General features: G+C 39.7%; 27 protein-coding genes. 25 read left to right on the forward strand and 2 right to left on the reverse strand.

Annotation, left to right across the window (positions count from 1 at the left end; translation table 11 throughout):
- The first annotated feature begins 11 nt into the window (after nucleotides 1–11).
- The 5 genes from VGE44_RS05500 (at nucleotide 12) to VGE44_RS05520 (ending at nucleotide 6,728) form a co-directional block, all read left to right on the forward strand.
- On the forward strand, nucleotides 12–875 hold the full coding sequence (locus VGE44_RS05500) for an NAD(P)-dependent oxidoreductase (RefSeq protein ID WP_331076746.1): 864 nt from the start codon (nucleotides 12–14) through the stop codon (nucleotides 873–875).
- A 23-nt stretch (nucleotides 876–898) separates the two neighbouring features.
- Nucleotides 899–2,023 carry a mannonate dehydratase gene (locus VGE44_RS05505; RefSeq protein ID WP_331076747.1) on the forward strand — a complete coding sequence of 375 codons (1,125 nt, stop codon included), beginning with the start codon at nucleotides 899–901 and terminating at the stop codon, nucleotides 2,021–2,023.
- Between the two features lie 18 nt (nucleotides 2,024–2,041).
- Nucleotides 2,042–3,346, forward strand: a complete 1,305-nt coding sequence (locus tag VGE44_RS05510; RefSeq protein ID WP_331076748.1) for an enolase C-terminal domain-like protein — start codon at nucleotides 2,042–2,044, stop codon at nucleotides 3,344–3,346.
- A gap of 105 nt (nucleotides 3,347–3,451) precedes the next feature.
- A complete protein-coding gene (locus tag VGE44_RS05515; RefSeq protein ID WP_331076749.1) occupies nucleotides 3,452–5,671 on the forward strand; it encodes a PQQ-binding-like beta-propeller repeat protein in 2,220 nt (739 codons plus the stop codon).
- Between the two features lie 88 nt (nucleotides 5,672–5,759).
- A complete protein-coding gene (locus tag VGE44_RS05520; protein WP_331076750.1) occupies nucleotides 5,760–6,728 on the forward strand; it encodes an acetamidase/formamidase family protein in 969 nt (322 codons plus the stop codon).
- Nucleotides 6,729–6,786: 58 nt separating this feature from the next.
- On the opposite strand, the gene VGE44_RS05525 is transcribed toward VGE44_RS05520, so the two are convergent.
- Nucleotides 6,787–7,404: an outer membrane beta-barrel protein gene (locus VGE44_RS05525; RefSeq protein WP_331076751.1), complete on the reverse strand. Its 618-nt coding sequence runs from the start codon at nucleotides 7,402–7,404 to the stop codon at nucleotides 6,787–6,789.
- Nucleotides 7,405–7,854: 450 nt separating this feature from the next.
- Here VGE44_RS05525 and VGE44_RS05530 point away from each other — a divergent pair, with 450 nt between their 5' ends.
- The 20 genes from VGE44_RS05530 (at nucleotide 7,855) to VGE44_RS05625 (ending at nucleotide 24,562) form a co-directional block, all read left to right on the forward strand.
- On the forward strand, nucleotides 7,855–8,460 hold the full coding sequence (locus VGE44_RS05530; RefSeq protein WP_331076752.1) for a TetR/AcrR family transcriptional regulator: 606 nt from the start codon (nucleotides 7,855–7,857) through the stop codon (nucleotides 8,458–8,460).
- A gap of 116 nt (nucleotides 8,461–8,576) precedes the next feature.
- Nucleotides 8,577–9,674, forward strand: coding sequence for a VIT1/CCC1 transporter family protein (locus VGE44_RS05535; RefSeq protein ID WP_331076753.1), 1,098 nt, complete (start codon nucleotides 8,577–8,579; stop codon nucleotides 9,672–9,674).
- 130 nt (nucleotides 9,675–9,804) lie between these two features.
- Nucleotides 9,805–10,623 (forward strand): sulfite exporter TauE/SafE family protein, encoded by an 819-nt coding sequence (locus VGE44_RS05540; RefSeq protein WP_331076755.1) that lies wholly within the window; start codon nucleotides 9,805–9,807, stop codon nucleotides 10,621–10,623.
- A 22-nt stretch (nucleotides 10,624–10,645) separates the two neighbouring features.
- Entirely contained in the window at nucleotides 10,646–11,239 is a 594-nt protein-coding gene (locus VGE44_RS05545) for a methyltransferase domain-containing protein (protein WP_331076756.1), read from the forward strand.
- A 125-nt stretch (nucleotides 11,240–11,364) separates the two neighbouring features.
- Nucleotides 11,365–12,762, forward strand: a complete 1,398-nt coding sequence (locus VGE44_RS05550) for an MBL fold metallo-hydrolase (protein ID WP_331076757.1) — start codon at nucleotides 11,365–11,367, stop codon at nucleotides 12,760–12,762.
- Nucleotides 12,763–12,889: 127 nt separating this feature from the next.
- On the forward strand, nucleotides 12,890–14,305 hold the full coding sequence (locus VGE44_RS05555; protein WP_331076759.1) for an MBL fold metallo-hydrolase: 1,416 nt from the start codon (nucleotides 12,890–12,892) through the stop codon (nucleotides 14,303–14,305).
- A 102-nt stretch (nucleotides 14,306–14,407) separates the two neighbouring features.
- Entirely contained in the window at nucleotides 14,408–15,640 is a 1,233-nt protein-coding gene (locus tag VGE44_RS05560) for an MFS transporter (RefSeq protein WP_331076761.1), read from the forward strand.
- A gap of 9 nt (nucleotides 15,641–15,649) precedes the next feature.
- Entirely contained in the window at nucleotides 15,650–15,955 is a 306-nt protein-coding gene (locus VGE44_RS05565) for a DUF202 domain-containing protein (RefSeq protein WP_331076764.1), read from the forward strand.
- A gap of 91 nt (nucleotides 15,956–16,046) precedes the next feature.
- Nucleotides 16,047–16,283 carry a hypothetical protein gene (locus tag VGE44_RS05570; RefSeq protein WP_331076766.1) on the forward strand — a complete coding sequence of 79 codons (237 nt, stop codon included), beginning with the start codon at nucleotides 16,047–16,049 and terminating at the stop codon, nucleotides 16,281–16,283.
- 6 nt (nucleotides 16,284–16,289) lie between these two features.
- Complete coding sequence (trxA, locus tag VGE44_RS05575) at nucleotides 16,290–16,586, forward strand: thioredoxin (protein ID WP_331076768.1); 297 nt, start codon at nucleotides 16,290–16,292, stop codon at nucleotides 16,584–16,586.
- Nucleotides 16,587–16,595: 9 nt separating this feature from the next.
- Nucleotides 16,596–16,907, forward strand: coding sequence for a rhodanese-like domain-containing protein (locus VGE44_RS05580; RefSeq protein WP_331076770.1), 312 nt, complete (start codon nucleotides 16,596–16,598; stop codon nucleotides 16,905–16,907).
- Nucleotides 16,908–16,981: 74 nt separating this feature from the next.
- Nucleotides 16,982–17,227, forward strand: coding sequence for a rhodanese-like domain-containing protein (locus VGE44_RS05585; RefSeq protein WP_331076772.1), 246 nt, complete (start codon nucleotides 16,982–16,984; stop codon nucleotides 17,225–17,227).
- A 17-nt stretch (nucleotides 17,228–17,244) separates the two neighbouring features.
- A complete protein-coding gene (locus VGE44_RS05590) occupies nucleotides 17,245–18,081 on the forward strand; it encodes a universal stress protein (RefSeq protein WP_331076774.1) in 837 nt (278 codons plus the stop codon).
- 9 nt (nucleotides 18,082–18,090) lie between these two features.
- Nucleotides 18,091–18,645 (forward strand): YeeE/YedE family protein, encoded by a 555-nt coding sequence (locus VGE44_RS05595; RefSeq protein ID WP_331076776.1) that lies wholly within the window; start codon nucleotides 18,091–18,093, stop codon nucleotides 18,643–18,645.
- A gap of 3 nt (nucleotides 18,646–18,648) precedes the next feature.
- Complete coding sequence (locus VGE44_RS05600; RefSeq protein WP_324484721.1) at nucleotides 18,649–19,062, forward strand: DUF6691 family protein; 414 nt, start codon at nucleotides 18,649–18,651, stop codon at nucleotides 19,060–19,062.
- Between the two features lie 11 nt (nucleotides 19,063–19,073).
- On the forward strand, nucleotides 19,074–20,162 hold the full coding sequence (locus tag VGE44_RS05605; protein ID WP_331076779.1) for a c-type cytochrome: 1,089 nt from the start codon (nucleotides 19,074–19,076) through the stop codon (nucleotides 20,160–20,162).
- Nucleotides 20,163–20,192: 30 nt separating this feature from the next.
- Entirely contained in the window at nucleotides 20,193–21,881 is a 1,689-nt protein-coding gene (locus tag VGE44_RS05610; protein ID WP_331076781.1) for a bifunctional metallophosphatase/5'-nucleotidase, read from the forward strand.
- A 144-nt stretch (nucleotides 21,882–22,025) separates the two neighbouring features.
- Nucleotides 22,026–22,460: a DsrE family protein gene (locus tag VGE44_RS05615; RefSeq protein WP_331076783.1), complete on the forward strand. Its 435-nt coding sequence runs from the start codon at nucleotides 22,026–22,028 to the stop codon at nucleotides 22,458–22,460.
- A gap of 36 nt (nucleotides 22,461–22,496) precedes the next feature.
- Nucleotides 22,497–23,927 carry an OprD family outer membrane porin gene (locus tag VGE44_RS05620; RefSeq protein WP_331076785.1) on the forward strand — a complete coding sequence of 477 codons (1,431 nt, stop codon included), beginning with the start codon at nucleotides 22,497–22,499 and terminating at the stop codon, nucleotides 23,925–23,927.
- A complete protein-coding gene (locus VGE44_RS05625; protein ID WP_331076787.1) occupies nucleotides 23,927–24,562 on the forward strand; it encodes a Crp/Fnr family transcriptional regulator in 636 nt (211 codons plus the stop codon). Before VGE44_RS05620 ends, VGE44_RS05625 begins: the two co-directional genes overlap by 1 nt.
- Before the next feature lie 3 nt (nucleotides 24,563–24,565).
- On the opposite strand, the gene VGE44_RS05630 is transcribed toward VGE44_RS05625, so the two are convergent.
- Entirely contained in the window at nucleotides 24,566–25,579 is a 1,014-nt protein-coding gene (locus VGE44_RS05630; RefSeq protein WP_331076789.1) for a hypothetical protein, read from the reverse strand.
- Nucleotides 25,580–25,666: the final 87 nt, after the last annotated feature.

Below are 25,666 nucleotides of genomic sequence, written 5' to 3' on the forward strand. Positions count from 1 at the left end.
ATAAGTTAATAATGGGAAAAATAGGATTTATCGGTTTGGGTATCATGGGAAAACCTATGGTATTAAATTTATTAAAAGCCGGTTATGAGGTAAATGTTTTAAGTAAAAGCAGTTCATCAGGGATTGTTCAGTCCGCCGGGGCAAAGCTTTTTGATAGTATACCAGAACTTTCGGCAGATTCGGATATCATTATCACGATGTTACCTGATTCACCGGAAGTAAAGCAGGTTGTTTCTGAAATACTTCCCGGAGTCAAAAAGGGCTCTCTATTTATAGACATGTCTACCATTTCACCGGGTGTGACAATAGAAATTTACAATAGTCTGAAGGAGAAAGGAGTTTCAGCTCTGGATGCCCCGGTTTCGGGTGGGCAGGTCGGTGCTGAAGCGGGTACCTTGTCAATCATGGCGGGAGGATCAGAAGAAGCCTTCAACAGGGCTCTGCCAGTTTTTCAGGCAATGGGTAAAAATATCATCCTAATTGGCGATGCCGGTGCAGGTCAGGTTACAAAGGCATGTAATCAAATGATAGTTGGCATTACGATACAGGCAGTAGCCGAGGCCTTTTCAATGGCAAAGAAAGCTGGAGTTAATCTCGAAAAGATGAGAGAGGTGCTATTGGGTGGATTTGCACAAAGCCGTATTTTAGATTTACACGGCAAACGTATGATAGACGGGAATTTTGTGCCCGGTTTCAAAGTTAAATTACATAAGAAGGATATGGGAATAGCGCTTCAAACCGGAGCCAGTCATCAGGTATCTTTAAAAGCAACAGAATTAGTATCCGGATTAATGAATCAACTTGTTAATGAGGGTCATGGCGAGCTGGATCACAGTTCTCTTTTTCTGCTACAGGAAGAAAATAAATCAGTTTAACCGTACTCAGTAAAATTAAAATTATGCAACGTAGAAATTTTGTTAAAACAATCGCTGCAGGATCCATAGGTGCATCTGTGTTGTCTCCAATGGAATCACTGGCAAAAGTAAAACCAAAACCTAAAAAGGTATTGATGAAAGTTGGCTGCCAGTCGGGTGGAACAACAGAGGAGAATCTTCAATTAAAAGGTCGCTGTGGGGTCTATAATATTGATGGAGGGTCACCTAAATATATCCCTGGTGTAGGCTGGGATCTTGAAGATTCACTTAAAAAGCGCGAAGCTTGTGAAAAATATGGAATAAGTTTAGATGCCTATCACTGGCCCCTGACCTCTGCCGGAATTGATAAAGTACTCTTCCCCAATGTAATGCTTGGTAAAAGCCCGGAAAGGGATCGTGAAATCGAAATGCTCAATCAAATGATCATGGTTTCAGGAAAAACAGGCATTAAGGTATTAAATTATAATACCACTATCTTACCTGTACTCAGAACCGGAAAAACACTTGATCCGAAACGGGGAAATGCAGAGTACAGTACATGGAACCTCGCAGAAGCATTAAAAAGGAATGATCCAAAAACAATTGCGGGGGATGTAAGTATTGATGATATGTTCGAAAGGATCACTTATTTATTAGACAGGACCCTGCCTGTGGCAAAAGAATATAATGTAAAACTGGCTAATCATATTGCTGACCCTCCTGCTCCTGTTGGCTACAGGGGAATCACCCGCTGGAACAGCCCGGATGTATTTGAAGGGATTAAAAAATTTGCTCAGCTATATGACAGCAAATATCATGGCTTTAACTTCTGTATTGGCTCAATTGCTGAAGGATTAAAAGATCCTAAAAATGATATCATTCCAATTATCAGATGGGCCGGAGAACGGAATCAGATATTTAATATCCACCTGAGAAACATAAAAGGCGGATGGGGTAATTTTCAGGAGGTTTATCCTGATAATGGAGATATGAATTTCCTTCAGGTTGTTCGTGAATTACGTGAAGTAGGTTTTGATGGGATGGTAATGCCTGATCACGTACCTTACCACAAAGATCCTGTAGCCAGCTGGCAGTCCTTTGCATTTTGCTATGGATACATCAAGGGCTTGATTCAGGCGGTAACTGAAGAGGCAGAAACAGCAAGCTAATCTAAGAAACAAAATAGTATGCTCAGACAAAGGGGTCCCAGGATAAAGGATATTGTGATCACACCTATAGCAATTGTTGACCCGCCATTATTAAATGCGGCAGGTTTGCATGCCCCCTATGCCCTGAGAATTATATTGGAAATTATAACCGATGATCAGATTTCAGGTATAAGTGAAATACCTGGAACCAGTGATATCGAGCAGGCACTTTATGAAGCAAAGGAGCTTCTTATTGGGAAGGATGTATTTCAGCTAAATCAGATCAGGACGGTATTAACTGAACGTTTTGGCTCCGAATCTCCTTTAGCAAGAGGAGAAACTCCATGGGACCAGCGAAAGCTGGTGCATATCTTCAGTTTAGTTGAAGTGGCCTGCATGGACATCATGGGCAAAGTTCTTGGCCGGCCGATAGTGGATTTACTTGGAGGTAAAATGCGGGAAAGTGTACCCTTTTCCGCATACCTCTTTTATAAATACGAAGGTGCAGGAGGTGAGTTTGGGTTTAACCTGAAACCAAATGCCGAAGGGTGGGAGGCAGCGAAACAAAAACAGGCTATAAATCCTGAAGAAATCGTATTTCAGGCCAAAGCAATGTGCAGGGAGTTTGGTTTTAAATCCATTAAACTAAAGGGGGGTGTGTTCGAACCGAGAATTGAAGTGGATACAATCCTTGCACTTTATAAAGAATTTGGACCATCTGTTCCATTGCGTTTTGATCCCAATGCTATTTGGGCATTGGATACGGCAATTCAATACGGAAAAGAACTTGAAGGAGTATTAGAATATCTGGAGGATCCTGTCCGGGGACAAGAAAATATGGCTGCTGTGAGAAAAGTTTTAAAAACACCACTGGCAACAAATATGTGCACTACCTCATTTGAGGAAATACCTGCAGGTATAAAAATTGGTTCAGAAGATATTATTTTGAGTGATCATCATTTTTGGGGCGGTTTAAGGGCATCCATGACGCTTTCAGGTATTTGTGAAACCTTTGGGCGGGATTTATCCATGCATTCTAACAGCCATTTGGGGATTTCATTGGCTGCTATGGTACATTTAGGTGCTGCACTTCCTAAAATGCCCTATGCTTTAGATACACACTATCCGTGGCAATCGGATGAAGTTATAATTGGTGGCCGGATTAAATTTACAGATGGTTCAGTTGTGGTACCAGATGGACCGGGATTAGGTGTTGAATTGGATAAAGTGGCATTAGCCAGATTACATCAAAACTATATTGATTGTGGTCTCAAAAAGAGAAATGATGAGATCGAAATGCAGAAGAAAGTCCCGGGCTGGAAATTTCAATCCACAAGATGGTGAATCACTTATACCGCGAAAATTTTTCAAATTCCCCTAATCCAATAATTTTTTAGGCTTAAATTGTAATGAATTTCTACTACTTGGAGTTTATTAATTATTTAAGTCTTGAACAAACATGTACCTGACACATTGATATATCAAAAACTTAGCAGAAAATCTGGTTTGTGGCTTATTTTGTTCCTGTTTATTTGCTCAGCCTGCCAGACAGCAAATCAGAAAATCACTAACTGGAGCACATATAAAGCAGACTCAAAAAGCAGTAGTTACTCAGCTTTAAAGCAAGTCAATAAAGCAAATGTCAATCAATTGAAACTGGCATGGACTTTTCGTTTTAAAGATGCGCTGCCGGGCACCCGCACCTCCAGAATACAAGCCAATCCTATCATTGTTGGGGGGATCATGTATATTCCTTCCAGCAGGAACAGAATTTATGCAATCAATTCAATAACAGGTGAACAAATATGGACTTTTGACCCTTTTTATGGGGCTCAGGGTGGAGGTGTTAGCCGCGGGGTAACCTATTGGCAAGACGGTAATGATAAAAGAATCCTGTTTACTGCAGGCAGCAATCTTTTTGCCCTGGATGCCCTTAGCGGGAAATTAATTTCTGATTTTGGAAAGGACGGCAAAGTGAATTTGAACGTGGGTATGCGGGGCGATCCAGACAAAATATCCGTTGTTCCTTCCTCACCGGGAATTGTTTATAATGATCTCTATATCCTTGGCACTGCAGTTTCAGAATTATATGGCGCAGAACCGGGATATCAACGGGCATATAATATCAGGACTGGCAAACTGATATGGACTTTCCATACTATCCCTCATCCGGGTGAATTTGGGTATGAAACCTGGCCAAAGGAAGCCTGGAAATATGCTGGTGGCGTAAATAACTGGGCCGGAATGAGTCTTGATGAAAAACGAGGAATGGTATTCCTCGCTTTGGGATCCCCCTCATATGATTTTTACGGGGGAGACCGAAAAGGCCAGAACTTATTTGGAAACAGTATTGTAGCCCTTGATGCGCAAACCGGGAAATATATCTGGCATTATCAAACCATTCATCATGACCTTTGGGACTATGACCTGCCGGCACCTCCAAATCTTGTTAGCGTGGTGCATGAAGGAAAGAGAATTGATGCAGTAGCCCAAACATCCAAAATAGGATTTCTTTATTTGCTTAATCGTGATACAGGTGAACCCTTATTTCCTGTAGAAGAACGCCCGGTACCTGCTTCTGATGTGCCCGGCGAAGAAGCCTGGCCTACTCAGCCATTCCCATTAAAACCAAAACCCTATGCCCGTCAGCATATCTCTTTGAATGATCTGAGCAATTATTCAAAGGAATCATATGATGAACTTTTGAAGAGGTTTAAATCAATAAGGTATGAAGGTCTTTTTACTCCTCCATCCCTGAAAGGTAATGTCAATCTTCCCGGAACAAGTGGTGGCTCAAGTTGGGGAGGGGGTGCTTTTGATCCTGTAAGCGGGGTAATTTACGTCAGGGCTACAAATACCCCCGGAGTGAGTCTCATGAAAAAAATGGAACCTGAAAATGAATCCGGTACCCCATTTACGCAGGGGAAAGCGCTTTATACTACTTATTGCCAGGCTTGTCATGGTGCTGACAAGAAGGGAGATAATGATTATCCATCATTAATTGGACTTCAGGGCAGAATGAATGAGGAAGAAGTGTTAGGTAAAATCAGAGTAGGATCCGGTAAGATGCCCTCATTTGCGAGCATAATTGCAGGTAAAGAGGAAGCGATTATTTCCTTTCTGTTTGATAAGGATACAAGACCTGCAAGGGAGATCAATTTTTTAAAAGAAATAGCAAAAAGTGAGTCAGCAAATAAGGATGCGGATAAATTTAAAACAGAAGTTCCGGTAAGATATCTTGATATTTTATCCAATGGTAAATTCCGTGATTCAGAAGGGCGATATGGAATTAAACCTCCATGGACGACCTTAAATGCAATTAACCTCAATACAGGCGAATATGCCTGGACTATTCCTTTAGGTAATTATCCTCATTTGCAGCAAAAAGGAGAGCCTGAAACAGGTTCTGAGGGTAATACCGGGCCAATTGTAACGGCGGGTGGATTGCTTTTTATCGGAGCCAATATGGGCGGGACCGATTTCAGGTTCAGGGCATATGATAAAGATTCAGGAGAATTATTATGGGATACCCCAATCCCGGGCAGTACAACTTCTAATGCATCAACTTATAAGAGTGGTAAAAAGCAATACATAGCCGTGTCGGTTGCAGGTGATGCTGAGAATCCCGGAGGATATGTCAAGGTTTTTGCATTACCGGATCGCAAGTAAAATTGAAGATAATCTGTTAATTTATGAATCGAAGGATTTAATTTGACTTATAATTCTCTTAATTTAAGTGAAAATTTAATCTAAGCCCATGAAAAAGATCTTCCGTGAACAGGCGGTAAAATTTGCTTTCAATTATTCAGATACCCCCTTAATTTATGTTAAACCTGGTGAAAAATTTGAAATTGAAACATGGGATGCGGGAATTGGATTTTTTAAAAGTTCTGCTGATAAGGCTATTCCTGCCAATCGGCCAGGTTTTGACCGCACACCGCCTCTGGTAAACCCAATTGCCGGCCCGATTTTTATTGAAGGGCTTGATCGTGGTGATACTCTTATTGTAAATATTCATCAGATTGAGGTTCAGAAGACTTCCTGGATTGCTGTAGGGCCAAACCGTGGTCCTTTGGGTGAATCCTCACGCTGGAACGAAATCTCAGGCGAATACAGTACAATGGTTTTTGATCATAGTCCGGGCCCAAGCGGGACTACAGTTGATGGAACACTCCATTTTAATGATAAGATCTCCTGGCCAATTACCCCATTTGTGGGTACTATGGGTGTAGCTCCCGACCGGGATGTGGCAAACAGTCTGGATGGACAGGGTGATTGGGGTGGAAACCTGGATATTCGTGATTTCAAACCAGGGAATAAAATATTTCTTCCGGTTTATCATCCTGGCGGGCTTTTCTATCTGGGCGATGTACACGCTAGTCAGGGTGATACAGAATTCACTGGCACAGCAGCAGAAACTCAGGCAACTGTAAGACTTTCATTTGAAGTGATTAAAGGAAAGAGATCTCCGGGTATTAGAATCGAAACACCGGAATCCATAATTGCGATTCATGCTTTCAGACCGCTGGAGGATGCGGTACATCAGGCAACGGTTTATATAATGGATTGGCTGGTCAGTACCTATGGTTTTACTCAGGTTGAGGCCTATTGCTTTGTCAGTACCTGCCCTGATTTCAGAATTAATGTATATCAGATGTGCAAGATCGGCAAGCTGAATTATGTAGCCGGAGCTGAGGTTCCAAAGAAATATTTAAAAGAAAAATAAACGGCTAAAACAAAGAAGGCGCACTATAAGTGCGCCCTCAACCCTAAACTATTAATTATTAAAAGTGGAACTGTACACCGATTTGAGGTGCGAAGAAATTGGTTCCGAATGAGAAATCTTCTCTTCCTGCACCTTTAACGTCGTTGTCATTAGCGTCTTTTACCTTTAAATTATTGTAAGAGATGCCTTTCAAAGCTAGCTCGATTCCAAGCTTTTTAGTTGGGAAATAAACAAATCCCGGAGATAAAGCCACACCAAAAGATGTTGAAGTTCCTGCTTTAGCACCAGCATCACCATTTGCATCAACTGCTTTTACTGTTCCAAAGGCCATCGGAACGGATGCCTGCCCAAAAAACTTAAACTGGTCACTTAATCCGGCATAATAACGGCCAAAAGGACTTACAATTACAGCATTGTTGATACCTGTAGCACTTGCAACAGCAGCTTTTGAAAAGCTGTAACCTATACCAGTACCGATTGCAAAGTTATCTGAAACAAAATAGCCCAGATTTGGTACAAGGTTAAGATTTTCAGCAGAATTTGCGTTGGCTGCGTCGCTTTTTGAGGTCTCATATAAAGCAGTACCCCCTAAAATAAATTTACCTTTTTCTGTTTGTGCATAGCTCGCTAATGTTAGACTACTTAATGCAACAATTGATAAAATTAACTTTTTCATTTTCTTTAGAATTTACGTTTTAAAAATAATTGTCTTTCGACCATAGAACAAAATTAGTCTAAAAGTTTTGTTTATTAAGCAGGTTGTTTTGGTATAACTGATTTCGTGTTCACAATCGCCTGATAATCAATATAGAGCGTTAAAATCAATTATTTATCTTGACAATCAGATGATTTTCAAATTCCAATCAGAATTTTAATACTGCTATTCAGTTAAAAATTTAGACTAAAAGTTAAAATTGGTTTATATATGTTCGCCCGAATTGATTTTGGATTCTGGAAATGAATTTTGGCCAGCAAAGTTCAATTGCCGGAATGGCTCACATATACACGAACGTTTTGTAAAGACTTATTATTTAATGAGTTTCGGAGAAATTTTTAAATCTCCATATTTTTAATTGATCAGATTTTAGACTATATTTAAACTATGGTCGATAAACTTTTGTGTTAAATGTTGAAAGATGAATTAATCATTCGGGATATTCTGGAAGGCGCAAAACGTCTTTTTTCACATCATGGATTAAAAAAGACCACGATGGAGGATATTGCGGAAGCAGCCGGTAAGGGTAAAAGCACACTTTATTATTATTTCCCGAGTAAGAATGAAATTTTTGAGGCGGTTGTAGATGATGAAATGAAGAGTCATATACAGAAAGTTAGAAAAGCTATAAATAGTGCTACAACGGCTAAGAAGAAGTTGAAAGCATTTCTCGGGACCAATCTTTCTTCAATTATTGGTTATCAGAATCTTAGCAAGATTGTCAAAGAGGAAATCTTTGATGGTATGAAGAAACTTCATGAGCTCAAGCAAAGGTATGATCAGACTCAGGTGGATATGATGAAGGAAATTATTATTGGTGGTGTTCAATCGGGCGAATTCAGGGAATTGTCGCCCGAAATGATAGAGAAGTGTTCTTTCGCTTCTATTGCAGCTTTCAGAGGACTGAGCTTTCCTCTTAGCGTTACATTATGCGACTTCAAGTCGGAAGAATATTTTGATGTTCTTGTTGATATACTTGTAGATGGTATTGGGAACCAAATTGCAAAATCCCGGTAAATAATAATATTTGATTTACCGGCTGATTGTTTATTATCCCTCATTATAGAATAACAGTTTTTTTGTCATAACTATTTTTTTACACTGTTCACAGGCCTGAAAATCCTGATTTAAATATGATAAACCTGAAAAATATTCAGACAGAGGTCGATACCGGCTTTCTGTATAAAACTCTCGCAGAGAACGAAAAGGATTCCAATGTTGCCCGGGTTTTCACTGAAATGAGCGAAATTGAGCACAGTCATGCGCTGGCTTTTCTGCAGAAAAACAATCTGGATATTTCGAATTTACCATCTCCCTCAGGGCGGGCAAGAGTATTGAGGTTTATTGGTAAAGTATTCGGGTATGATTATGTACTTGGGGTATTACTGGATACCGAAAAGAGCATTTCATCTTCCATTGTCAAGGTTAAGAGGAAAAGGAATACAGCCCCTTCTCTATCCGATACATCGCATGTAACAATTCTTAAAAATATCTTAAATAATCATCAGGATATTTCCGGTTCTAATCTGGCCAGGTTTGAAAAGAGACATAGATCTGTGGGTGGCAATGCGCTCAGAGCAGCGGTACTTGGAGGGAATGATGGACTGGTTTCAAATTTCAGTCTGGTAATGGGAATAGCAGGCGCAACAAGCGGACAAAGTGAGGTCTTGTTAACTGGTCTTGCCGGACTGATGGCGGGTGCACTCTCAATGGCTCTTGGAGAATGGATTTCGGTAAAAAGCTCACAGGAACTCTATGAAAATCAAATGCAGCTGGAGATGGAGGAACTGGAAACAAATCCCGAGGGTGAGGAAAAAGAGCTGGCTTTGATTTATATTTCAAAAGGGATTCCTGAACCGCAGGCAAGGTCTATGGCAAAGTCCATTATCTCTGACAAAGACAGGGCTCATGAAATGCTGATAAGGGAAGAGTTAGGTATAAATGCGGAAGATTTGAAAGGCTCAGCAATGGAGGCAGCAATTACCTCTTTTCTTTTGTTCGCTATTGGTGCGATTATTCCGGTCATTCCTTTTTTCTTTCTAAGCGGGATGAATGCTGTATTGATTAGCGCTGGTTTGAGTGCCCTGGGACTGTTCTTAATTGGCTCGGCTATTACCTTATTTACAGGAAAAAGCATCTGGTTTTCAGGTTTCAGGCAGGTCTTTTTTGGCCTGGCAGCAGCTGCAATAACCTATGGAATAGGTACGATCATTGGTGTGTCCCTTGGTTAAAAGGCTTTTGCTTCAGATTCTGATCAATTCAGGCTGCGACATCAAAATTTACTATTATTGCTAAATGTAACTTTTGTAACCATAAAGCGGGTTTGCTATTAAGACCTTTGTGTTCAAATAAAAAGACATTATGGAAATTTTAGGTTATATTTTAGCAGTACTCGTTGGTGTTTCATTAGGCTTAATAGGAAGCGGTGGATCTATACTTACAGTACCGATTCTGGTTTATGTAATGGGGGTTAATCCTATTCTTGCTACCGCTTATTCTCTCTTTATAGTCGGTTCAACCGCCTTTGTTGGAGGTATTCAAAGTGCACTTCAGAAAAAGGCAGATTTTAAAACTGTTCTGATCTTTGGAATTCCATCCATTGCAGCAGTATATCTGACCCGCATGTGGCTGGTACCATTTATTCCATCTGAACTATTCACAATCGGCTCATTGGTTATTACCAAATCCATAGGTATTATGGTTCTGTTCGCCATAGTCATGATTCTGGCCTCTGTAAGTATGATCAGGCCATGTATTGATTGTGATAAAGCAGATGATGAACCCCTGCAATATAACTATCCAATGATCCTTCTTGAAGGTGCCTTGGTAGGTTTACTTACTGGTTTGGTAGGTGCCGGTGGTGGATTTTTAATCATTCCTGCATTGGTGCTTCTGGCTCGTATGCCAATGAAACTTGCAGTAGGAACTTCCCTATTTATTATTGCTGCAAAATCATTAATTGGTTTTATAGGAGATATTCAGGGTGGACAGCTGATCGACTGGAAGCTGCTTGGAACATTTACAGGTCTGGCGGTAGTTGGGATATTCATTGGCATTTACCTGGCTAAGAAAATCAGTGGCGAAAAGCTGAAAAAGTCCTTTGGCTGGTTCGTTCTGATTATGGGTATTTACATTTTTGTGAAAGAATTATTCTTCCCTTCAGCCGGAGGAGGACATTAAGATGTTAAGCAAATCTGCTCAAATGAACAAGGAGCCTGATCTGGACAAGAACTTTTGGAATGAACGCTACAGATCAAACCAAACCGGCTGGGATCTGGGTCAGGTTTCTCCTCCATTAAAAGCCTACATAGATCAGTTAACTGATAAAAATCTGAGGATTCTCATTCCGGGATGCGGCAACTCATACGAGGCAGAATATCTTTTGGAGAAAGGATTTACGAACATTACTATCATTGATATCGCTCCTGAACTGGTTAAAAGATTAAAATCTAAATTTCGATCAAACCAGAATATCAAGATAATTCTGGGTGATTTCTTTACTCACGAAGCTAAGTATGATCTGATTCTGGAACAAACCTTTTTCTGTGCCCTCGACCCGAAACTGCGAAAAAATTACGTGGAAGCAATGAAAGGCCTTCTTGTTAAGGGTGGAAAACTTGCAGGAGTATTATTTAATAAAGAGTTTGAAACGCAGGGGCCACCATTTGGAGGAACAGATACTGAGTATCTGGAACTATTTAGAGATGCCTTTGGTTTCAGAATTTTTGAGCCTTGCTATAATTCTTTCTCTAAACGTGCTGATTCAGAATTATTTGTAATTCTGGAGAAAAAATAAGTCGTTCAGTTTTTGTTGATTGTAACCAATGTTACCGACTGATGTAAGTTTAGTCCCGACCTTTGTATAAGAAATTCGAAGACAAAACAATTAACCAATAGATTCAAAACTAAAAATTAGAAAATATGTTTTTTCAACACATTTATGATAAAAGCCTTGCACAGGCAAGTTATTTCATCGGCTGTCAGAAAGCCGGAGTAGCCGCAGTTATTGATCCGAAGCGTGATGTGGATACTTATCTTGAAATTGCTCAGGCAAACAACATGAAGATCACCCATATCTTCGAAACACATATTCATGCTGATTTCCTTTCCGGTTCACGTGAGCTGGCAAAATTGACCGGGGCTGATATGTATCTTTCAGACGAAGGTGGTGAAGGTTGGGAGTACGAGTTTGATCATATCGGTTTAAAGGATGGTCAGATAGTAAAGCTGGGTAATTTGGTTTTTGAGGTGATGCATACTCCGGGACATACTCCCGAAAGTATCAGTTTCCTTCTAACAGATACCCCGGCATCTAAGGAACCTGTGATGTTATTTACCGGCGATTTTGTGTTTGTTGGGGATATCGGTCGTCCTGATCTGCTTGAAAAGGCTGCAGGTATGGTAGGTACAATGAATGCCGGAGCCAAAGAAATGTATAAGTCGATCAATAAGTTCTCAGCATTGCCGGATTTTATTCAGGTATGGCCGGGTCATGGTGCAGGATCGGCATGTGGAAAAGCTTTAGGAGCCGTTCCAAGTACAACTGTCGGATATGAGAAGATAAGAAACTGGGCATTGCAATACGACAATGATGAGCAGGGATTCGTTCAGTATCTTTTAGCAGATCAGCCAGAACCGCCGAAGTATTTCGCAATGATGAAGAAACTCAATAAAGTTGATCGTCCATTGCTGACAGAGGTGCCTGTATTGAAGAAATTATCGGCTTCAGATTTAAAAGAAGCGATGGGTAGAGGTATGAAAGTGCTTGATGCAAGGGATAAAGTTGATTTTGCTGCAGGATTTATTCCGGGCAGCATGAATATACAGGGTAATAACTCTTTTGCCACATGGGCAGGTTGGTTCCTGAAATATGATGAGCAGTTTATTATCCTTGCTGATGAATCAAAGCTGGATGACCTGACCAGAAAATTAATGCGTATTGGCCTGGACAATATCTATGGCTATGTTCCTTCAACTTCAGTATGGACAGAGTCTGGCGGGAAACTTGAAAAGGCAAATGTGATATCGATTGAGGAAGCTAAAAAGCTGATGCAGGAAGATATACAAATCGTAGATCTGAGGGGTGTTGCTGAGTTTAATTCAGGTCATATAGCGAATGCTGAAAATGTATTTGTGGGTACTTTGCCTCAGAACTTAGATAAGATCAGTAAAGATAAGAAGGTAGTGATTCACTGTCAGAGTGGAGACAGAGCCGCAATTGGCTACTCAATTCTTGTGAAAAATGGCTTTACTAATATCGCCAATTATTCTGGTGGTATTAATGAGTGGGTGAATAAAGGGGAACCATTAGTTTCATAACAGCGGGTTCTTTAAGGTGAGTGTTAGAATTCGCCGGATTCATTTCCGGCGAATTTTTTATTTGCAACAAATGTTACAGTTATGATTGCTAATATTCACGATTTTTGTAGTATCAAAATTAACAAAAATGAATGTAGAGCAAATTTACACCGGATGTTTGGCACAAGGTGCGTATTACATCACCAGCAATGGCGAAGCTGCCATTATAGATCCACTGCGTGAGGTGGAGCCTTATCTTAGCAGACTTAACAAAGATGGGGTTAAACTAAAATACATTTTTGAAACTCACTTTCATGCTGATTTTGTCAGCGGTCACGTTGATCTGAGCAGGAAAACAGGAGCTCCGATTGTTTATGGTCCTAATGCAGCCTGCGAATTTGAATGTATTTCTGCAAGCGACGGACAGGAATTTAAGATAGGTGATATTACAATCAAAGTTTTGCATACTCCGGGTCATACGATGGAAAGCACCACTTTCTTATTGAAAGATGAAACAGGAAAAGACCATTGTATTTTTAGTGGCGATACTTTGTTTTTGGGTGATGTAGGTCGTCCGGATCTTGCCCAGAAGGCAGCACATATGACACAGGATGAACTTGCCGGTTTACTCTATGATAGCCTTAATACTAAAATAATGCCTTTGGCAGATGATGTGATAGTATACCCTGCTCATGGTGCCGGTAGTGCTTGCGGTAAAAATATGATGAAAGAAACCGTAGATACTTTGGGTAACCAAAAGCGGGTAAATTATGCATTGAATCAGCCGGATAAAGAATCTTTTGTGAAAGCTGTTACCGAAGGTCTCCTGCCGCCTCCTGCTTATTTTGGATTAAATGTTGCCATGAATAAGAAAGGATACGAAAGTTTTGATACCGTCTTAAATAATGGCATGAGAGCTCTGAGCCCTGATGAGTTTGAAGCAGCAGCTGAAAACACGGATGCACTGATCCTTGATACCAGAGATAATACAATTTTCTACAAAGGATTTATCCCGCAATCAGTTAATATCGGCCTTGGTGGCGATTTTGCACCCTGGGTTGGAGCATTGATTGTAGATGTAAAACAAGCCATTTTGCTGGTAACTGATGAAGGAAATGAGGAAGAAGCAGTTACCCGTTTGAGCCGTGTAGGTTTTGATAATATTCTGGGACACTTAAAAGGTGGATTTAAAGCCTGGTTAGATTCAGGTAAGGAAGCTGATGTAGTTGATCGTATTACTGCTGAGCAGTTTGCGAAGGAATTCAGACCTGAAAAGGACATGGTACTTGATGTACGAAGAGAAAGTGAATATGCAGCCGAACATGTCGAAAATGCATACAACAGACCTCTGGCCTATATAAATGAATGGATTAAAGATGTAAATCCTAAACAGCATTTCTTCTTACATTGTGCCGGTGGTTACCGCAGTATGATGGCTGCATCAATTCTTCAGGCAAGAGGTTACAGAAACTTCACTGAGATTGCTGGTGGATTTGGAGCAATCAGTAGTACAAATATTCCAAAAACAGATTTTGTTTGCCAGAGTAAGGTGATGCCTGCCTGATCTGCTGATATCTTTCTAAATTTTTTCGAAGGGAGGTGTTTTTAAATGCCTCCTTTTGTTTAATAATACATCTGTTTTTTGATTTTATGCTTAAATTGAATTATGCAGGGTTTACATAAAAACAGATATCAATTTGCATTACTGGTATTGGTGAATGCATTTGTTGGTGCCATGGTTGGCCTGGAACGGTCAATCATGCCTAATTTCGGGAAACTGGAATTCGGTATCAATGCCAATACTGCCTTAATGTCTTTCATTATTGCATTCGGTATCAGTAAATCCCTTAGTAATTATGCTGTTGCTCAGCTTTCCAAAAAACTAAACCGTAAAACTATCCTGATCATTGGCTGGATTGCAGCACTTCCGGTGCCTTTTTTATTGATGTATGCACCAAACTGGAACTGGGTTATTGCGGCTAATATTTTATTAGGGATAAACCAGGGTCTGGCCTGGAGTGCAACTGTAATTATGAAAATTGATCTTGTTGGATCAAGAAACCGCGGCCTTGCAATGGGAATCAATGAATTTGCTGGTTACCTTTCGGTAGGTTTGGCTGCCTGGCTGGCAAGTTCAATTGCACTAAATTATGGCTACGCTTTTTTTCCCTTTATTCCCGGTGTTATATTTTCAATAGCGGGCTTATTAACCACAATTTTCCTGGTTAAAGACACTACCCATTTCGTAAATGCAGAAAGTCTGACAAGCAAGGTCCACCTGCTTCAGAATGTATGGAAGGAAACAAGCTGGAAACATCAAAATTTGGGCTCGGTAACTTTGAATGGTCTGGTGAATAATCTGAACGACGGGGTAGTCTGGGGTTTATTGCCGGTACTGCTTATGCAAAAAGGTTTCGGAATAGGCCAGATTGGAATTATTGCAGGAATTTACCCTGCTGTTTGGGGGACTTCGCAATTATTTACCGGAAAACTAGGGGACAGTCACTGTAAAAAACAAATTATCACTTCGGGAATGTTTTTGCAGGCTCTTGCCATCATCATCATGGCCCTGGCAACTTCCTTACCCTTTTTAATTTTCGCATCGGTATTGCTTGGATTCGGTACAGCACTGGTCTATCCAAATTTTCTATCGGTTGTAGCCGAATGGACTCATCCTTCGCAGCGTGCCGAAAGCCTAAGTATTTTCAGATTATGGAGGGATAGTGGCTATGTTTTTGGAGCCATTTTAAGTGGGATATTAGCAGATGCCTTTGGAATTGTCAATGCGCTTTTTATTGTAGCAGCCATAACAGCTACAGCAGGAATGATAGCTAACCGGCGGATGTGCTGTACAAATAAACTATTCTGGAGCAGCGATTATTGCGTCCCGGTATATTAAAAAAGACCTATGAAATCGAATGAAATTCTAAATAAGGATCTTATCCTCCGTGAAAATCTCGCAATAGAGAGGACTGATATGGCAATTGACAGAACCCTGCTGGCTTTTGTGAGAACCTCTTTATATTTTGCTATCGCAGGCATGACACTAAACAGCCTGTTAAACCTCAGCTATGGATGGTATCTTGAAATCGCTTTCTGGATAATCGCTTTGCTGATATTTTTTATTGGACTTTACAGGTTTTATCATCAAAAGAGAAAACTCAGGAATAACCGCAAGCATATCGGGAATTATATCGCGGACGATAAAAGCTGAAACTGAGATTTTCATTTGTAACCTTTGTTACTTAAATCGCAGCCAGCAGTCCTTACTTTTGTTATATAATTTAGCGTAACAACATATTCAGATGAAAGAGATAATTTTTAGTAACTGGAACATCATCAGAGTTCTTCGTTTGGGAATTGGACTGGTAATTCTGGTTCAGGCAGTGATGGCTGCGGATATATTGTTTGGTTTGATAGGCTTACTTTTTACAGGAATGGCTGTTTTTAATGCATCTTGTTGTGGTACAGGTGCATGTGCTGCTCCTCCTGCCAAAAACGATACCGGATCGAAAGAAATAAGTTATGAAGAAGTTAAATAAACAGCTATGACATTCAATGAATTAATAAAATCCGACAAGCCGGTGCTTGTTGATTTTTTTGCAGAATGGTGCGGGCCATGTAAGGTTATGGCACCAATATTAAAAGATGTTAAACAGGAAGTTGGGGATGCTGTAAGTATCCTTAAAGTTGACGTCGATAAGAACCCCCAGGCTGCTGCAGCATATCAGGTTCAGGGTGTTCCAACCCTGATATTATTTAAACAGGGAAAAGTATTGTGGAGACAAAGTGGGGTCGTTCAGAAAAGCGGATTAGTTGGGGTGATAAATAAATTTACAGTTTAAAATAAGATCATGGGCATATTGACTTGGTTATTTGGAGGTTCTGCAAAGCAGGATCTGACTGGAATTATAAATGATGGGGCATATTTGGTTGATGTCAGATCTCCACGTGAATTTTCTCAGAATCATGTTAAAGGTTCTGTAAATATTCCTCTGGACAGCATACCATCACAATTGGCAAAATTCAAAAATAAGAAGCACATCATTGTTTTTTGCAGGAGCGGGAACAGAAGCTCTCAGGCAAAATCATATCTGGAGCAAAATGGATTTGCAAATGTTGTGAATGGCGGTACTGTAGAAATTGTGAATCAGTTTGTAAGTTAATTCTGATACCAATGTACTGGTTTAATTTTTTAATACCGGGCTGAATTAATTTAAGAACAATAAAAAAAATTATAATGAAAACAATAGTAGTTGATGTAAGAACAACAGATGAATTCAATCTGGATGGGCATGCAGAAGGCAGTGTAAATTATCCTCTTGATAAAATTGAGAACTATATTGATAGTTTACGTCAATTTGATAAAATCATTTTGGTTTGCAGAAGTGGTAACAGAGCCAATATTGCAAGAAGTATACTTTTACAATCGGGTATTTCCAATATTGAAAACCAGGGTGCATGGCAGAATGTTTCGCTAAATTAATTTGATATAAAACCACAATGGAAACACTTAAAATTATAATTCCGACAGATTTTTCAGTTCAGGCAGAGTTTGCTTACCTGATGGTGCAAAGGCTGGAAGAAAAAACAGCAATTGAAATTCATTTTTTGCATGTTTTGAATGTGCCTGACACCGTGACGTTGGATTCATCCGGAAAGATTCAGACATGTGGTGAGATTGATGTAAATTATGTTACACAACAAAAGGATATCGCTGAAAGAAAGCTAGCAAATCTAAAAGTCTTGTATGGCGATCATATTAATACCCATCTGGTGCTTGGTAAAACTACCGATGCGATTTTAAAATTTACAGAGTTAAATCAATTCGATCTGATCGTGATGGGAACCAAAGGTGCCAGCGGTTTGAAGGAAAAACTTTCGGGTTCGGAAACTCAAATTATTGCTCGTAAATCAAAGACGCCTTTACTTTCTTTGATGTGTGATCGTTCTGATCTTCAGATTCGCAACATTTTGCTGGTACATAATTTTAGTCAGCCGGCAAAAGAAAATCTGGTCTTAATGCATAAACTCATTAAGGCATTTGATACTAAAATACACCTGTTGCAGATTACTTCAGGAAGTGTAGATGCGGAGAAGGCAAAAGTTGAAGCTCAAATGACCCGGTTTGCTGAATTGAATGGTATTTCAAATTACCAGTGTCATCTGATCAATGATAAGGATGTGGAGAATGGAGTTATACATTTCAACCAGATGATCAATATGGATATCGTTTGTATTGGTACACATGGTAAAGGTGGATTATTCCATCAAAGTGCGACAGAGAAATTAATTAATCATCTCTTCAAGCCGATTATTTCCTTTCACTTAAACAACTAAAAACAGATAATGGAATTTATATTACAACCATGGTCCTGGTGGTTCTCAGGGATAATGATAGCAGCTATCATGTTCTTTTTATTGTATTTCGGACAATCCTTCGGATTTTCTTCAAATTTAAGAACGATCTGTGCAGCTGCAGGTCTAGGCAAATCAGCTAAATTTTTTGATTTCAACTGGAAAGCACAAATCTGGAATCTGGTGTTTCTTGTAGGTGCAATTTTGGGTGGTTTTATCGCCAGGGAGTTTTTGTCTACTGATGCACCTGTTCTGATTTCTGATGCAACAATCCAGGATTTATCCAAACTGGGAATTGCTGCTCCCGAATCCCTGCAGCCTGCCGAACTTTTCGGACTTGATGCGGTTCTATCCATCAAAGGATTCCTTCTCCTTGCTTTCGGAGGTTTAATGGTTGGATTTGGATCCCGCTACGCCGGGGGATGTACTTCCGGACACGCTATCAGCGGTTTGTCGGACCTTCAGGTTCCATCATTGATAGCAGTGATGGGCTTTTTTATCGGGGGTTTGCTGATGACCTATTTATTTCTTCCTTTAATATTTTAAGTTATGAAGTTTATAAAATTTTTATTGCTGGGTATAGTTTTCGGTATTGTGATGACGAAATCTGAGGCGGTTTCCTGGTACAGAATTCAGGAAATGTTCCGCTTTCAGGCTTTTCATATGTATGGAATTATCGGGACTGCAGTTACCCTTGGTGTAGCGGGTGTGGCTTTAATCAAAAGGTTTCGTATGAGAGATTATCATGGTAACCCTATTATGTTTAATCCGAAAGAAAAATCTGTTGCGCGTTACCTTATAGGAGGTTCGATCTTCGGACTCGGCTGGGCATTGAGCGGTGCTTGTCCGGGGCCAATGGTAGTGAATATCGGATATGGTTATTGGGCTATGGCAATTGTGTTTTTCTTTGCAATAGTTGGAACCTACCTGTACGGACTAATCAAGAATAAATTACCTCACTAAAAATCAGTCATATGTCTCAGAAGCACGATGATGGCGATGTATCTAGGGATCTGCTTTCAGTTATAAGAAAGCTGATCAACCTGATGGTATTATTGATTGTTATAATAGTTGCTCTTCCACTGGGCTATTATCTGGTCAATCTGCCAAAAAGACCAAAAGTTAAGCTGGAGGATACCCAGGCTGTAATAGCTGAAGTTAAATCAGTTGTTCAGGATTTTTGGATTGCACCAGAGGTCAGCACTATCACTAATGCTGAACAAAAATCGGAAGTTGAGTATGGAAAGGAGCTCATTGCACATACAGCTAAGTACTTAGGTCCTAATGGTTCGGTGAGGCAGATCAGTAACGGTATGAACTGCCAGAACTGCCATTTAAAGGCCGGGACAGCAGTATTTGGAAATAACTATGGTTCTGTAGCCTCATTATATCCTAAATTCAGAGCAAGAAGCGGTACAGAGGAAGGTATTGAAAAACGTGTGAATGATTGCTTCGAAAGAAGTTTAAACGGTTCGGCATTAGAAACGAACAGTAAAGAAATGAAAGCTATTGTGGCTTACATTAATTTTCTGGGCACTAATGTGAAAAAGGGTGAAAAGGCTGCCGGTTCTGGCTTCGGAGAACTGGCATATCTCGACAGAGCTGCCGACCCTGGTAAAGGGAAGGCCGTTTATACTTCAAAATGTCAGAGCTGTCATCAGCCTGATGGTTCAGGACTGTTAAATCAGGATAAAACTGAGTATATGTTTCCACCGCTTTGGGGTAAGAACAGTTATAATGATGGAGCAGGTTTGTACCGTATTTCAAACTTCGCTAAATATGTAAGGGACAATATGCCGCAGGGTGCCACTTATGAAAACCCGATACTGAGTGATGAAGAAGCCTGGGATGTTGCTGCCTATATTAATTCACAAACACGTCCGCACATTAATGTTCCAAAAGATTGGCCGGATAAATCAAAAAAGCCGATAGATCATCCTTTCGGTCCGTATTCAGATAAGTTTAGTGAGGAACAACACAAGTTCGGTCCATTTAAACCTATAGCAGAAGAACAAAAAAAGAGCGCAGACTCCTCAAAGAAGAATACAGCGGTAAAAATTTAAAAATTTAATTGAATTCCCGGATCAGGCAATATGGAAAATAACAGGAGAGGCTTTTTAAGAAAAATGGGTGCGATAAGTGCGGGTGCTGCTCTGGTTTCTGCAAATCCGCTTTTAGCGATTGCAAACGAGGCTTCAGGGAGTCTTGCACCTGCAGAGAAGGATGGTGAGTTTACCGTTTCAATATTGCAAACTACCGATGTGCATTGTCAGGTTCATCCCCATGATGAGCTTTTCTGGGAAAATGATCAGGCTGTATTTCGAAAGACAGGAGGCTATGCTCATCTGGCGACCTATCTAAGAAAAGAGAAGAAAAAGAATCCGAATACCTTTATCATCGATACCGGAGATATGTTTCAGGGTAGTGAACTATCTGTAAAAACCTCCGGAAAAGCTATGGTTCCGGTTTTAAATGAGCTGGGTTATGATCTTTATTTACCGGGTAACTGGGAGGTGATATATTACAAAAAGGCCATGCAGACTTTATTGGGGGCATTAAATGCTCCGAAAGTTTGTGCCAATATGTATCATGATCTTGGGAATGGTAAAAGGGGGGAATTGATTTTTCAGCCTTACCATATCTGGAATGTAGGAGGTGTAAAAATTGGATTCCTCGGATATACTGATCCATTGGTTCCTATCCGTCAATCGCCAGGTTACAGCAAAGGAATTATTTATACCAAGCCTGAAGAAAATCTGGCTCATTTTGTAGATGTTTTGCGCAATCAGGAGCAATGTGCCTATGTTTTATTGCTTTCTCACCTGGGATTATCGCAACAGATTCATCTGGCTAATCTGCCCGAATGTGATGGTGTTGATTATATCTTAGGTGGCGATACACATGAAAGAGTAAGAAAGCCTATTCAGTGTCGGTATTCAAAAGTAGTTGAACCAGGAGCTTTTGGCTCTTTTGTTGGAAAACTTGAGCTCCGGATAAAAGATGGTAAGGTTATTCAGGACACCTATTCACTGGTTGAAATTGATTCAAAAAAGTATAAAGCTGATAGGGAGATTTCTAAATTGATAGAAATTCATGAGGAGCCTTTTGAGGACGATATCAATCATATTGCCGGCTACAGCACTTTGCCGCTATATCGTTATTTTGTGATTGAAAATACAATAGATACCCTGATACTTGATGCCTTAAAGTGGAAAATTAAGGAGGCTGATATAGTTCTGTCAAATGGATTTAGATTTTGTCCGCCCAATTCCACACCGGATCACACAGGAAATATCCCAATTACCAATGGATATATATTTGATATGCTACCTGTTGATAGTGTAGTCAGAACCGGTTCGGTTACCGGGAAACAAATTTTCGACTGGCTTGAAAAAGAATTGAATAATGTTTTCGCTAAAGATGCTTCACAGCGGCTTGGTGGCTGGGTTATTAAGTTTAAAGGCATGAAAATTAGCTTTAAGGCTTTTGAGGAAAATGGCCGTAGAGTTAAAGATGTGGAGGTTAACGGTTTGCCACTCGATCCGGCTAAGATTTATAGGATCTGTGCATGCGAACGCGAAGGAGATCCTGAGGATATGCTCTGCAGGATGAGAGGTGTAGTCAACCCGAAGAATACCGCATTTACATTACACTCTGTTTTAAAAGAATATTTAAGTGTAAATTCACCGGTAAGTCCGGTTCCTCCAATGTCTGCAAAGGTTTTAGATGCCTCTCAAACACTTCTGACTCAGGTTACTGGAGTGGATTATCAATTTCGTTAATCAATTTAATATTTAAGAAAATATTTTATTTCATCTAAGAATTAATTTCAAACAAATGAAACCTGCATGAGCATATCACTCACAAAACAACATGAATATAAGTTCATGCAAGCTTCATAGCCATTAAAAAACAAAAATATAAAAATGAAAAAACTTCTTTTTATCCTGGTGTTCTTTGCATTCTCAAATAATATCAACGCTCAGAGTGTTTCTAAGGATCCACGTGCCGATGCTTATAAAGGACTTAAAATCGTGTTCCAGCTTACTTCTGCAGATACAGTTATTCATCAAACCCTGATGTCTCAATTGAAAAACTATTTTGGAGTAGCACCCGATATGCAGGTAGAGGTAGTTTGTCATGGTGGCGGATTAGGAATGCTGGTAAAAAGTACTTCAGTTGTTCAAAAAGAGATCAAAGCTTTTGCAGATAAGGGAGTAAGTTTTGTTGCCTGTGAATTTGCAATGAAAAAAAGAAAAATTACACATGACCAGTTAGTTGCCGGTGCAGGGTCCGTTATTTCAGGTGTAATGGAAATAGCTAAAAAACAGCAGGAAGGCTGGAGCTATATTAAACTCTAAAACCACTTTAAATCATCTTATTTTAACGTTTTGAATATGAAAAATTTCATATATAGAATTCTTTTGCTCTTATTTTTCCTGATTCCAACTAGTGTTTTAGCCCAGCATCAGGAAATTTCTGAACGTCCTGAAATGTATAAAGGCAAGGGGAAGGATTCGGCAGACAGCAAGTCTGTGTTAGGTGCTTTCAAAAACGGAAGTGTGCAGGGTCATTTCAGGTATTTCAATATGATAATCCTTAATGAAAAGGATTTAACTGATTATTATGCGAATGCAGCCGGTGGAGGCTTAAGGTTCGAGACGGCAAAATTTCATAATTTACAGTTTGGGATCAGTGGCTTTTATATTTTCAATATAGGTTCTTCAGACATGACGATTCCGGATCCGCAAAGCGGGCAGTATAATCGTTATGAAATTGGTCTTTTTGATCTGGAGGATGCAGCTAATAAGAAAGATATAGACCGTTTAGAAGAACTTTACCTGAAATATAATTATAAGAAATCTTCCATGACCTTTGGGAGGCAGTTGCTGAACACTCCATTTATTAATCTTCAGGATGGCCGGATGCGACCAACCGGAGTGGAGGGGCTATGGGCAGAGATAAATGAAATTAAAGGAACTAAAATTGAAGCAGGTTGGTTATACAGTATTTCTCCAAGAAGTACTACCAAATGGTTTGGCGTCGGAGAAACAATAGGTATTTATTCCGCCGGTCTGAATCCTGATGGTAGTCAATCACTTTATAGCGGACAAGTACATAGTAAGGGGGTAGCATTATTAGGTGTTACTAAGGTAATTAACAAAAGGCTGAAGCTTCAGGCCTGGAATATGCTCACAGAGAATGTCTTTAACACGGCTATGTTACAAACCGATATTTCTTTTCCTCTCAAAGGAAATTCAAGTCTGATGGCTTCGTCACAGGTCATTAAACAAGATGCTATAAGTAATGGAGGTAATGTAAACCAATCGAAAACATATTTTCCAAAAGGAGCAGGTTCATTGAGTTTCGGGGCGAAGTTAGCCTGGAAAAATAAAGAATGGGAGACTTCTCTAAACTATAATCGTATCACAGCGCAGGGGCGTTATTTAGTCCCAAGGGAGTGGGGCAGGGATCCATTCTTTACTTTTCTACCACGTGAACGAAATGAAGGATTCGGAGATCTGGATGCAGTTATGGCTAAAGTGAACTATAGTATCCCAAAATCGGGATTCAAAACTTCTGTTGCAGCCGGCTATTATCATTTACCTGATACAAAGAATTATGCGTTGAATAAGTATGGAATGCCGTCATATACACAGATAAATACGGATATTAGATATACCTTTACAAATACTTTAAAGGGGCTTGAAGCTCAGCTCTTGCTTGTTGCCAAATTAAATAATGGTGAAACCTATGGCAACAGCAGACTAATTATTAATAAAGTAAATATGGTACAGTCTAATTTTGTTCTAAACTTTCATTTTTAATGAACGCAAATCTGGATATATTCAAAAGTATTTTCGAACCTCAGCTAATACAGGAAATGCAGCAGTTCGGGATCCTTCAATCTTTTAAAGAAGGTGATTTGATAATGGATTATGGTAAATATGTTCGGATGATGCCTATCGTCTTAAAGGGCACAGTAAAGGTTTATCGTCTGGATGAGAAAGAAAATGAGATTTTGCTCTATTATCTGTCGAGTAACGAGAGCTGTTCTATGGCTTACAGTTGTTGCCTTGAGGCAAAAAAGAGCGAAGTCAAAGCTGTTGCCGAAGATAATGTTGAACTGATTGCGATTCCACATGTTAAACTTGATGACTGGCTTTGTACTTATCCAAGCTGGAAGAACTATATCATGCGTAGCTTCAATGAACGCTTTATTGAGCTGTTAAAATCGATTGAAAGCATTGCTTTTCACAAGCTTGACGAACGGCTGATTGGATATCTGAAAGAGAAACAGCGCTTGAGTGGGTCTAGTGTGATCAAGGCATCTCACGGACTGATTGCTGATGAATTGGCCACCAGCAGGGTAGTAATTTCACGTCTCCTGAAGCAGCTTGAGAACGATAAAAAAATTATTCTTTACCGTAATGAGATTAAATTGCTTGCTTCGTTCAGCTAATAGCTATTCCAAATAGTACAGTGCAAACAATAAGGCAACATAGAGCAGTATCATAATAACTGCGTCTATGCCTAATGCAAATCGTTTTTTTGGTGAACTGAACAGGATGCTAATGCTAATCACACTGGTCATTAATAATGTAACCAATGCACTTAATGCATGATTAGGATTTGTGGCAAGAAGTATTGGTCCATCAGTATAAATGAGATCGTCGATTGCGAGAATAAACATATTGAAAATATTACTGCCCAATAGATTTCCAACAGCAAGATCAATACTTCCCATTCTGACTGCGGCAATAGAAACGACCATTTCTGGCAATGAGGTCGACGCAGCAACTAACAATGTTCCCACAAATGACTCCTTTATTCCAGTTTCCTGAGCTAATTTTTCAGCGAAATAAGGAAGAGCAAGAGCCGCTGTAACAATCAGGACTGAGTAAAACAAAAATTTGATTATTGCCTTTTTTAATGAAATTTTTATCTCCTTTTTATGGGGTTGACTTGCCAGATTTTCGATTGCTTTTTGTGCCTGCCTGTCATTTTCGAAGATGATTTGTATAGAAATCAGGTAAATAAAGATAATAAGGCCGGGAAAAAGGCCAAACCAGCCTTTCTCAGGAAATAGTTTGCCGAAATGGATTTCTATTACTGATAAAATAATCAGAATCATACCAAGGAATCCTGCCAGAATTTGACTTTTGGTAACAACTGAAGAGATAGGTTTTCCAGGAACAAAATAATCCAGGAGGGCAAGAATTGCAAGATTAAATGCACAGCTTCCGAACACGGCTCCAACGGCAATGTCCGGCTTTTTTAGGATCAGAACAGAGCTGAATCCTGAAAATAATTCAGGAAGCGAGGTTACGGCTGCCATTAGTATTAATCCAATCCAGGCTTTTCCCAGCCCGCTTAGATCTGCAATTATATCTCCATATTTTGACAGTCTAACCCCTGAAAGGACGATTAGCAAGGCACAAGAAATAAATCCCCCCAGTGTTAGTATAATTGGATTCAATGGCTGATGATTTTTAAATGATAATATTTTTGAATAGTGCCAAATTATGATATTCTAATAGTTAAGCCTATACTTTCAGAATTTTAT

The sequence above is a fragment of the Daejeonella sp. genome, assembly GCF_036405355.1.
Classification (GTDB): domain Bacteria; phylum Bacteroidota; class Bacteroidia; order Sphingobacteriales; family Sphingobacteriaceae; genus Daejeonella.

Coding starts and splice junctions, on each gene's coding strand:
- VGE44_RS05535 (WP_331076753.1), top strand. CDS start 8,577: ATGATAAACCTGAAAAATATTCAGACAGAGGTCGATACCGGCTTTCTG.
- VGE44_RS05525 (WP_331076751.1), bottom strand. CDS start 7,404: ATGAAAAAGTTAATTTTATCAATTGTTGCATTAAGTAGTCTAACATTA.
- VGE44_RS05605 (WP_331076779.1), top strand. CDS start 19,074: ATGTCTCAGAAGCACGATGATGGCGATGTATCTAGGGATCTGCTTTCA.
- VGE44_RS05580 (WP_331076770.1), top strand. CDS start 16,596: ATGGGCATATTGACTTGGTTATTTGGAGGTTCTGCAAAGCAGGATCTG.
- VGE44_RS05615 (WP_331076783.1), top strand. CDS start 22,026: ATGAAAAAACTTCTTTTTATCCTGGTGTTCTTTGCATTCTCAAATAAT.
- VGE44_RS05560 (WP_331076761.1), top strand. CDS start 14,408: ATGCAGGGTTTACATAAAAACAGATATCAATTTGCATTACTGGTATTG.
- VGE44_RS05545 (WP_331076756.1), top strand. CDS start 10,646: ATGAACAAGGAGCCTGATCTGGACAAGAACTTTTGGAATGAACGCTAC.
- VGE44_RS05610 (WP_331076781.1), top strand. CDS start 20,193: ATGGAAAATAACAGGAGAGGCTTTTTAAGAAAAATGGGTGCGATAAGT.
- VGE44_RS05555 (WP_331076759.1), top strand. CDS start 12,890: ATGAATGTAGAGCAAATTTACACCGGATGTTTGGCACAAGGTGCGTAT.
- VGE44_RS05550 (WP_331076757.1), top strand. CDS start 11,365: ATGTTTTTTCAACACATTTATGATAAAAGCCTTGCACAGGCAAGTTAT.
- VGE44_RS05570 (WP_331076766.1), top strand. CDS start 16,047: ATGAAAGAGATAATTTTTAGTAACTGGAACATCATCAGAGTTCTTCGT.
- VGE44_RS05620 (WP_331076785.1), top strand. CDS start 22,497: ATGAAAAATTTCATATATAGAATTCTTTTGCTCTTATTTTTCCTGATT.
- VGE44_RS05505 (WP_331076747.1), top strand. CDS start 899: ATGCAACGTAGAAATTTTGTTAAAACAATCGCTGCAGGATCCATAGGT.
- VGE44_RS05500 (WP_331076746.1), top strand. CDS start 12: ATGGGAAAAATAGGATTTATCGGTTTGGGTATCATGGGAAAACCTATG.
- VGE44_RS05565 (WP_331076764.1), top strand. CDS start 15,650: ATGAAATCGAATGAAATTCTAAATAAGGATCTTATCCTCCGTGAAAAT.
- VGE44_RS05530 (WP_331076752.1), top strand. CDS start 7,855: ATGTTGAAAGATGAATTAATCATTCGGGATATTCTGGAAGGCGCAAAA.
- VGE44_RS05590 (WP_331076774.1), top strand. CDS start 17,245: ATGGAAACACTTAAAATTATAATTCCGACAGATTTTTCAGTTCAGGCA.
- trxA (WP_331076768.1), top strand. CDS start 16,290: ATGACATTCAATGAATTAATAAAATCCGACAAGCCGGTGCTTGTTGAT.
- VGE44_RS05520 (WP_331076750.1), top strand. CDS start 5,760: ATGAAAAAGATCTTCCGTGAACAGGCGGTAAAATTTGCTTTCAATTAT.
- VGE44_RS05625 (WP_331076787.1), top strand. CDS start 23,927: ATGAACGCAAATCTGGATATATTCAAAAGTATTTTCGAACCTCAGCTA.
- VGE44_RS05585 (WP_331076772.1), top strand. CDS start 16,982: ATGAAAACAATAGTAGTTGATGTAAGAACAACAGATGAATTCAATCTG.
- VGE44_RS05595 (WP_331076776.1), top strand. CDS start 18,091: ATGGAATTTATATTACAACCATGGTCCTGGTGGTTCTCAGGGATAATG.
- VGE44_RS05600 (WP_324484721.1), top strand. CDS start 18,649: ATGAAGTTTATAAAATTTTTATTGCTGGGTATAGTTTTCGGTATTGTG.
- VGE44_RS05540 (WP_331076755.1), top strand. CDS start 9,805: ATGGAAATTTTAGGTTATATTTTAGCAGTACTCGTTGGTGTTTCATTA.
- VGE44_RS05510 (WP_331076748.1), top strand. CDS start 2,042: ATGCTCAGACAAAGGGGTCCCAGGATAAAGGATATTGTGATCACACCT.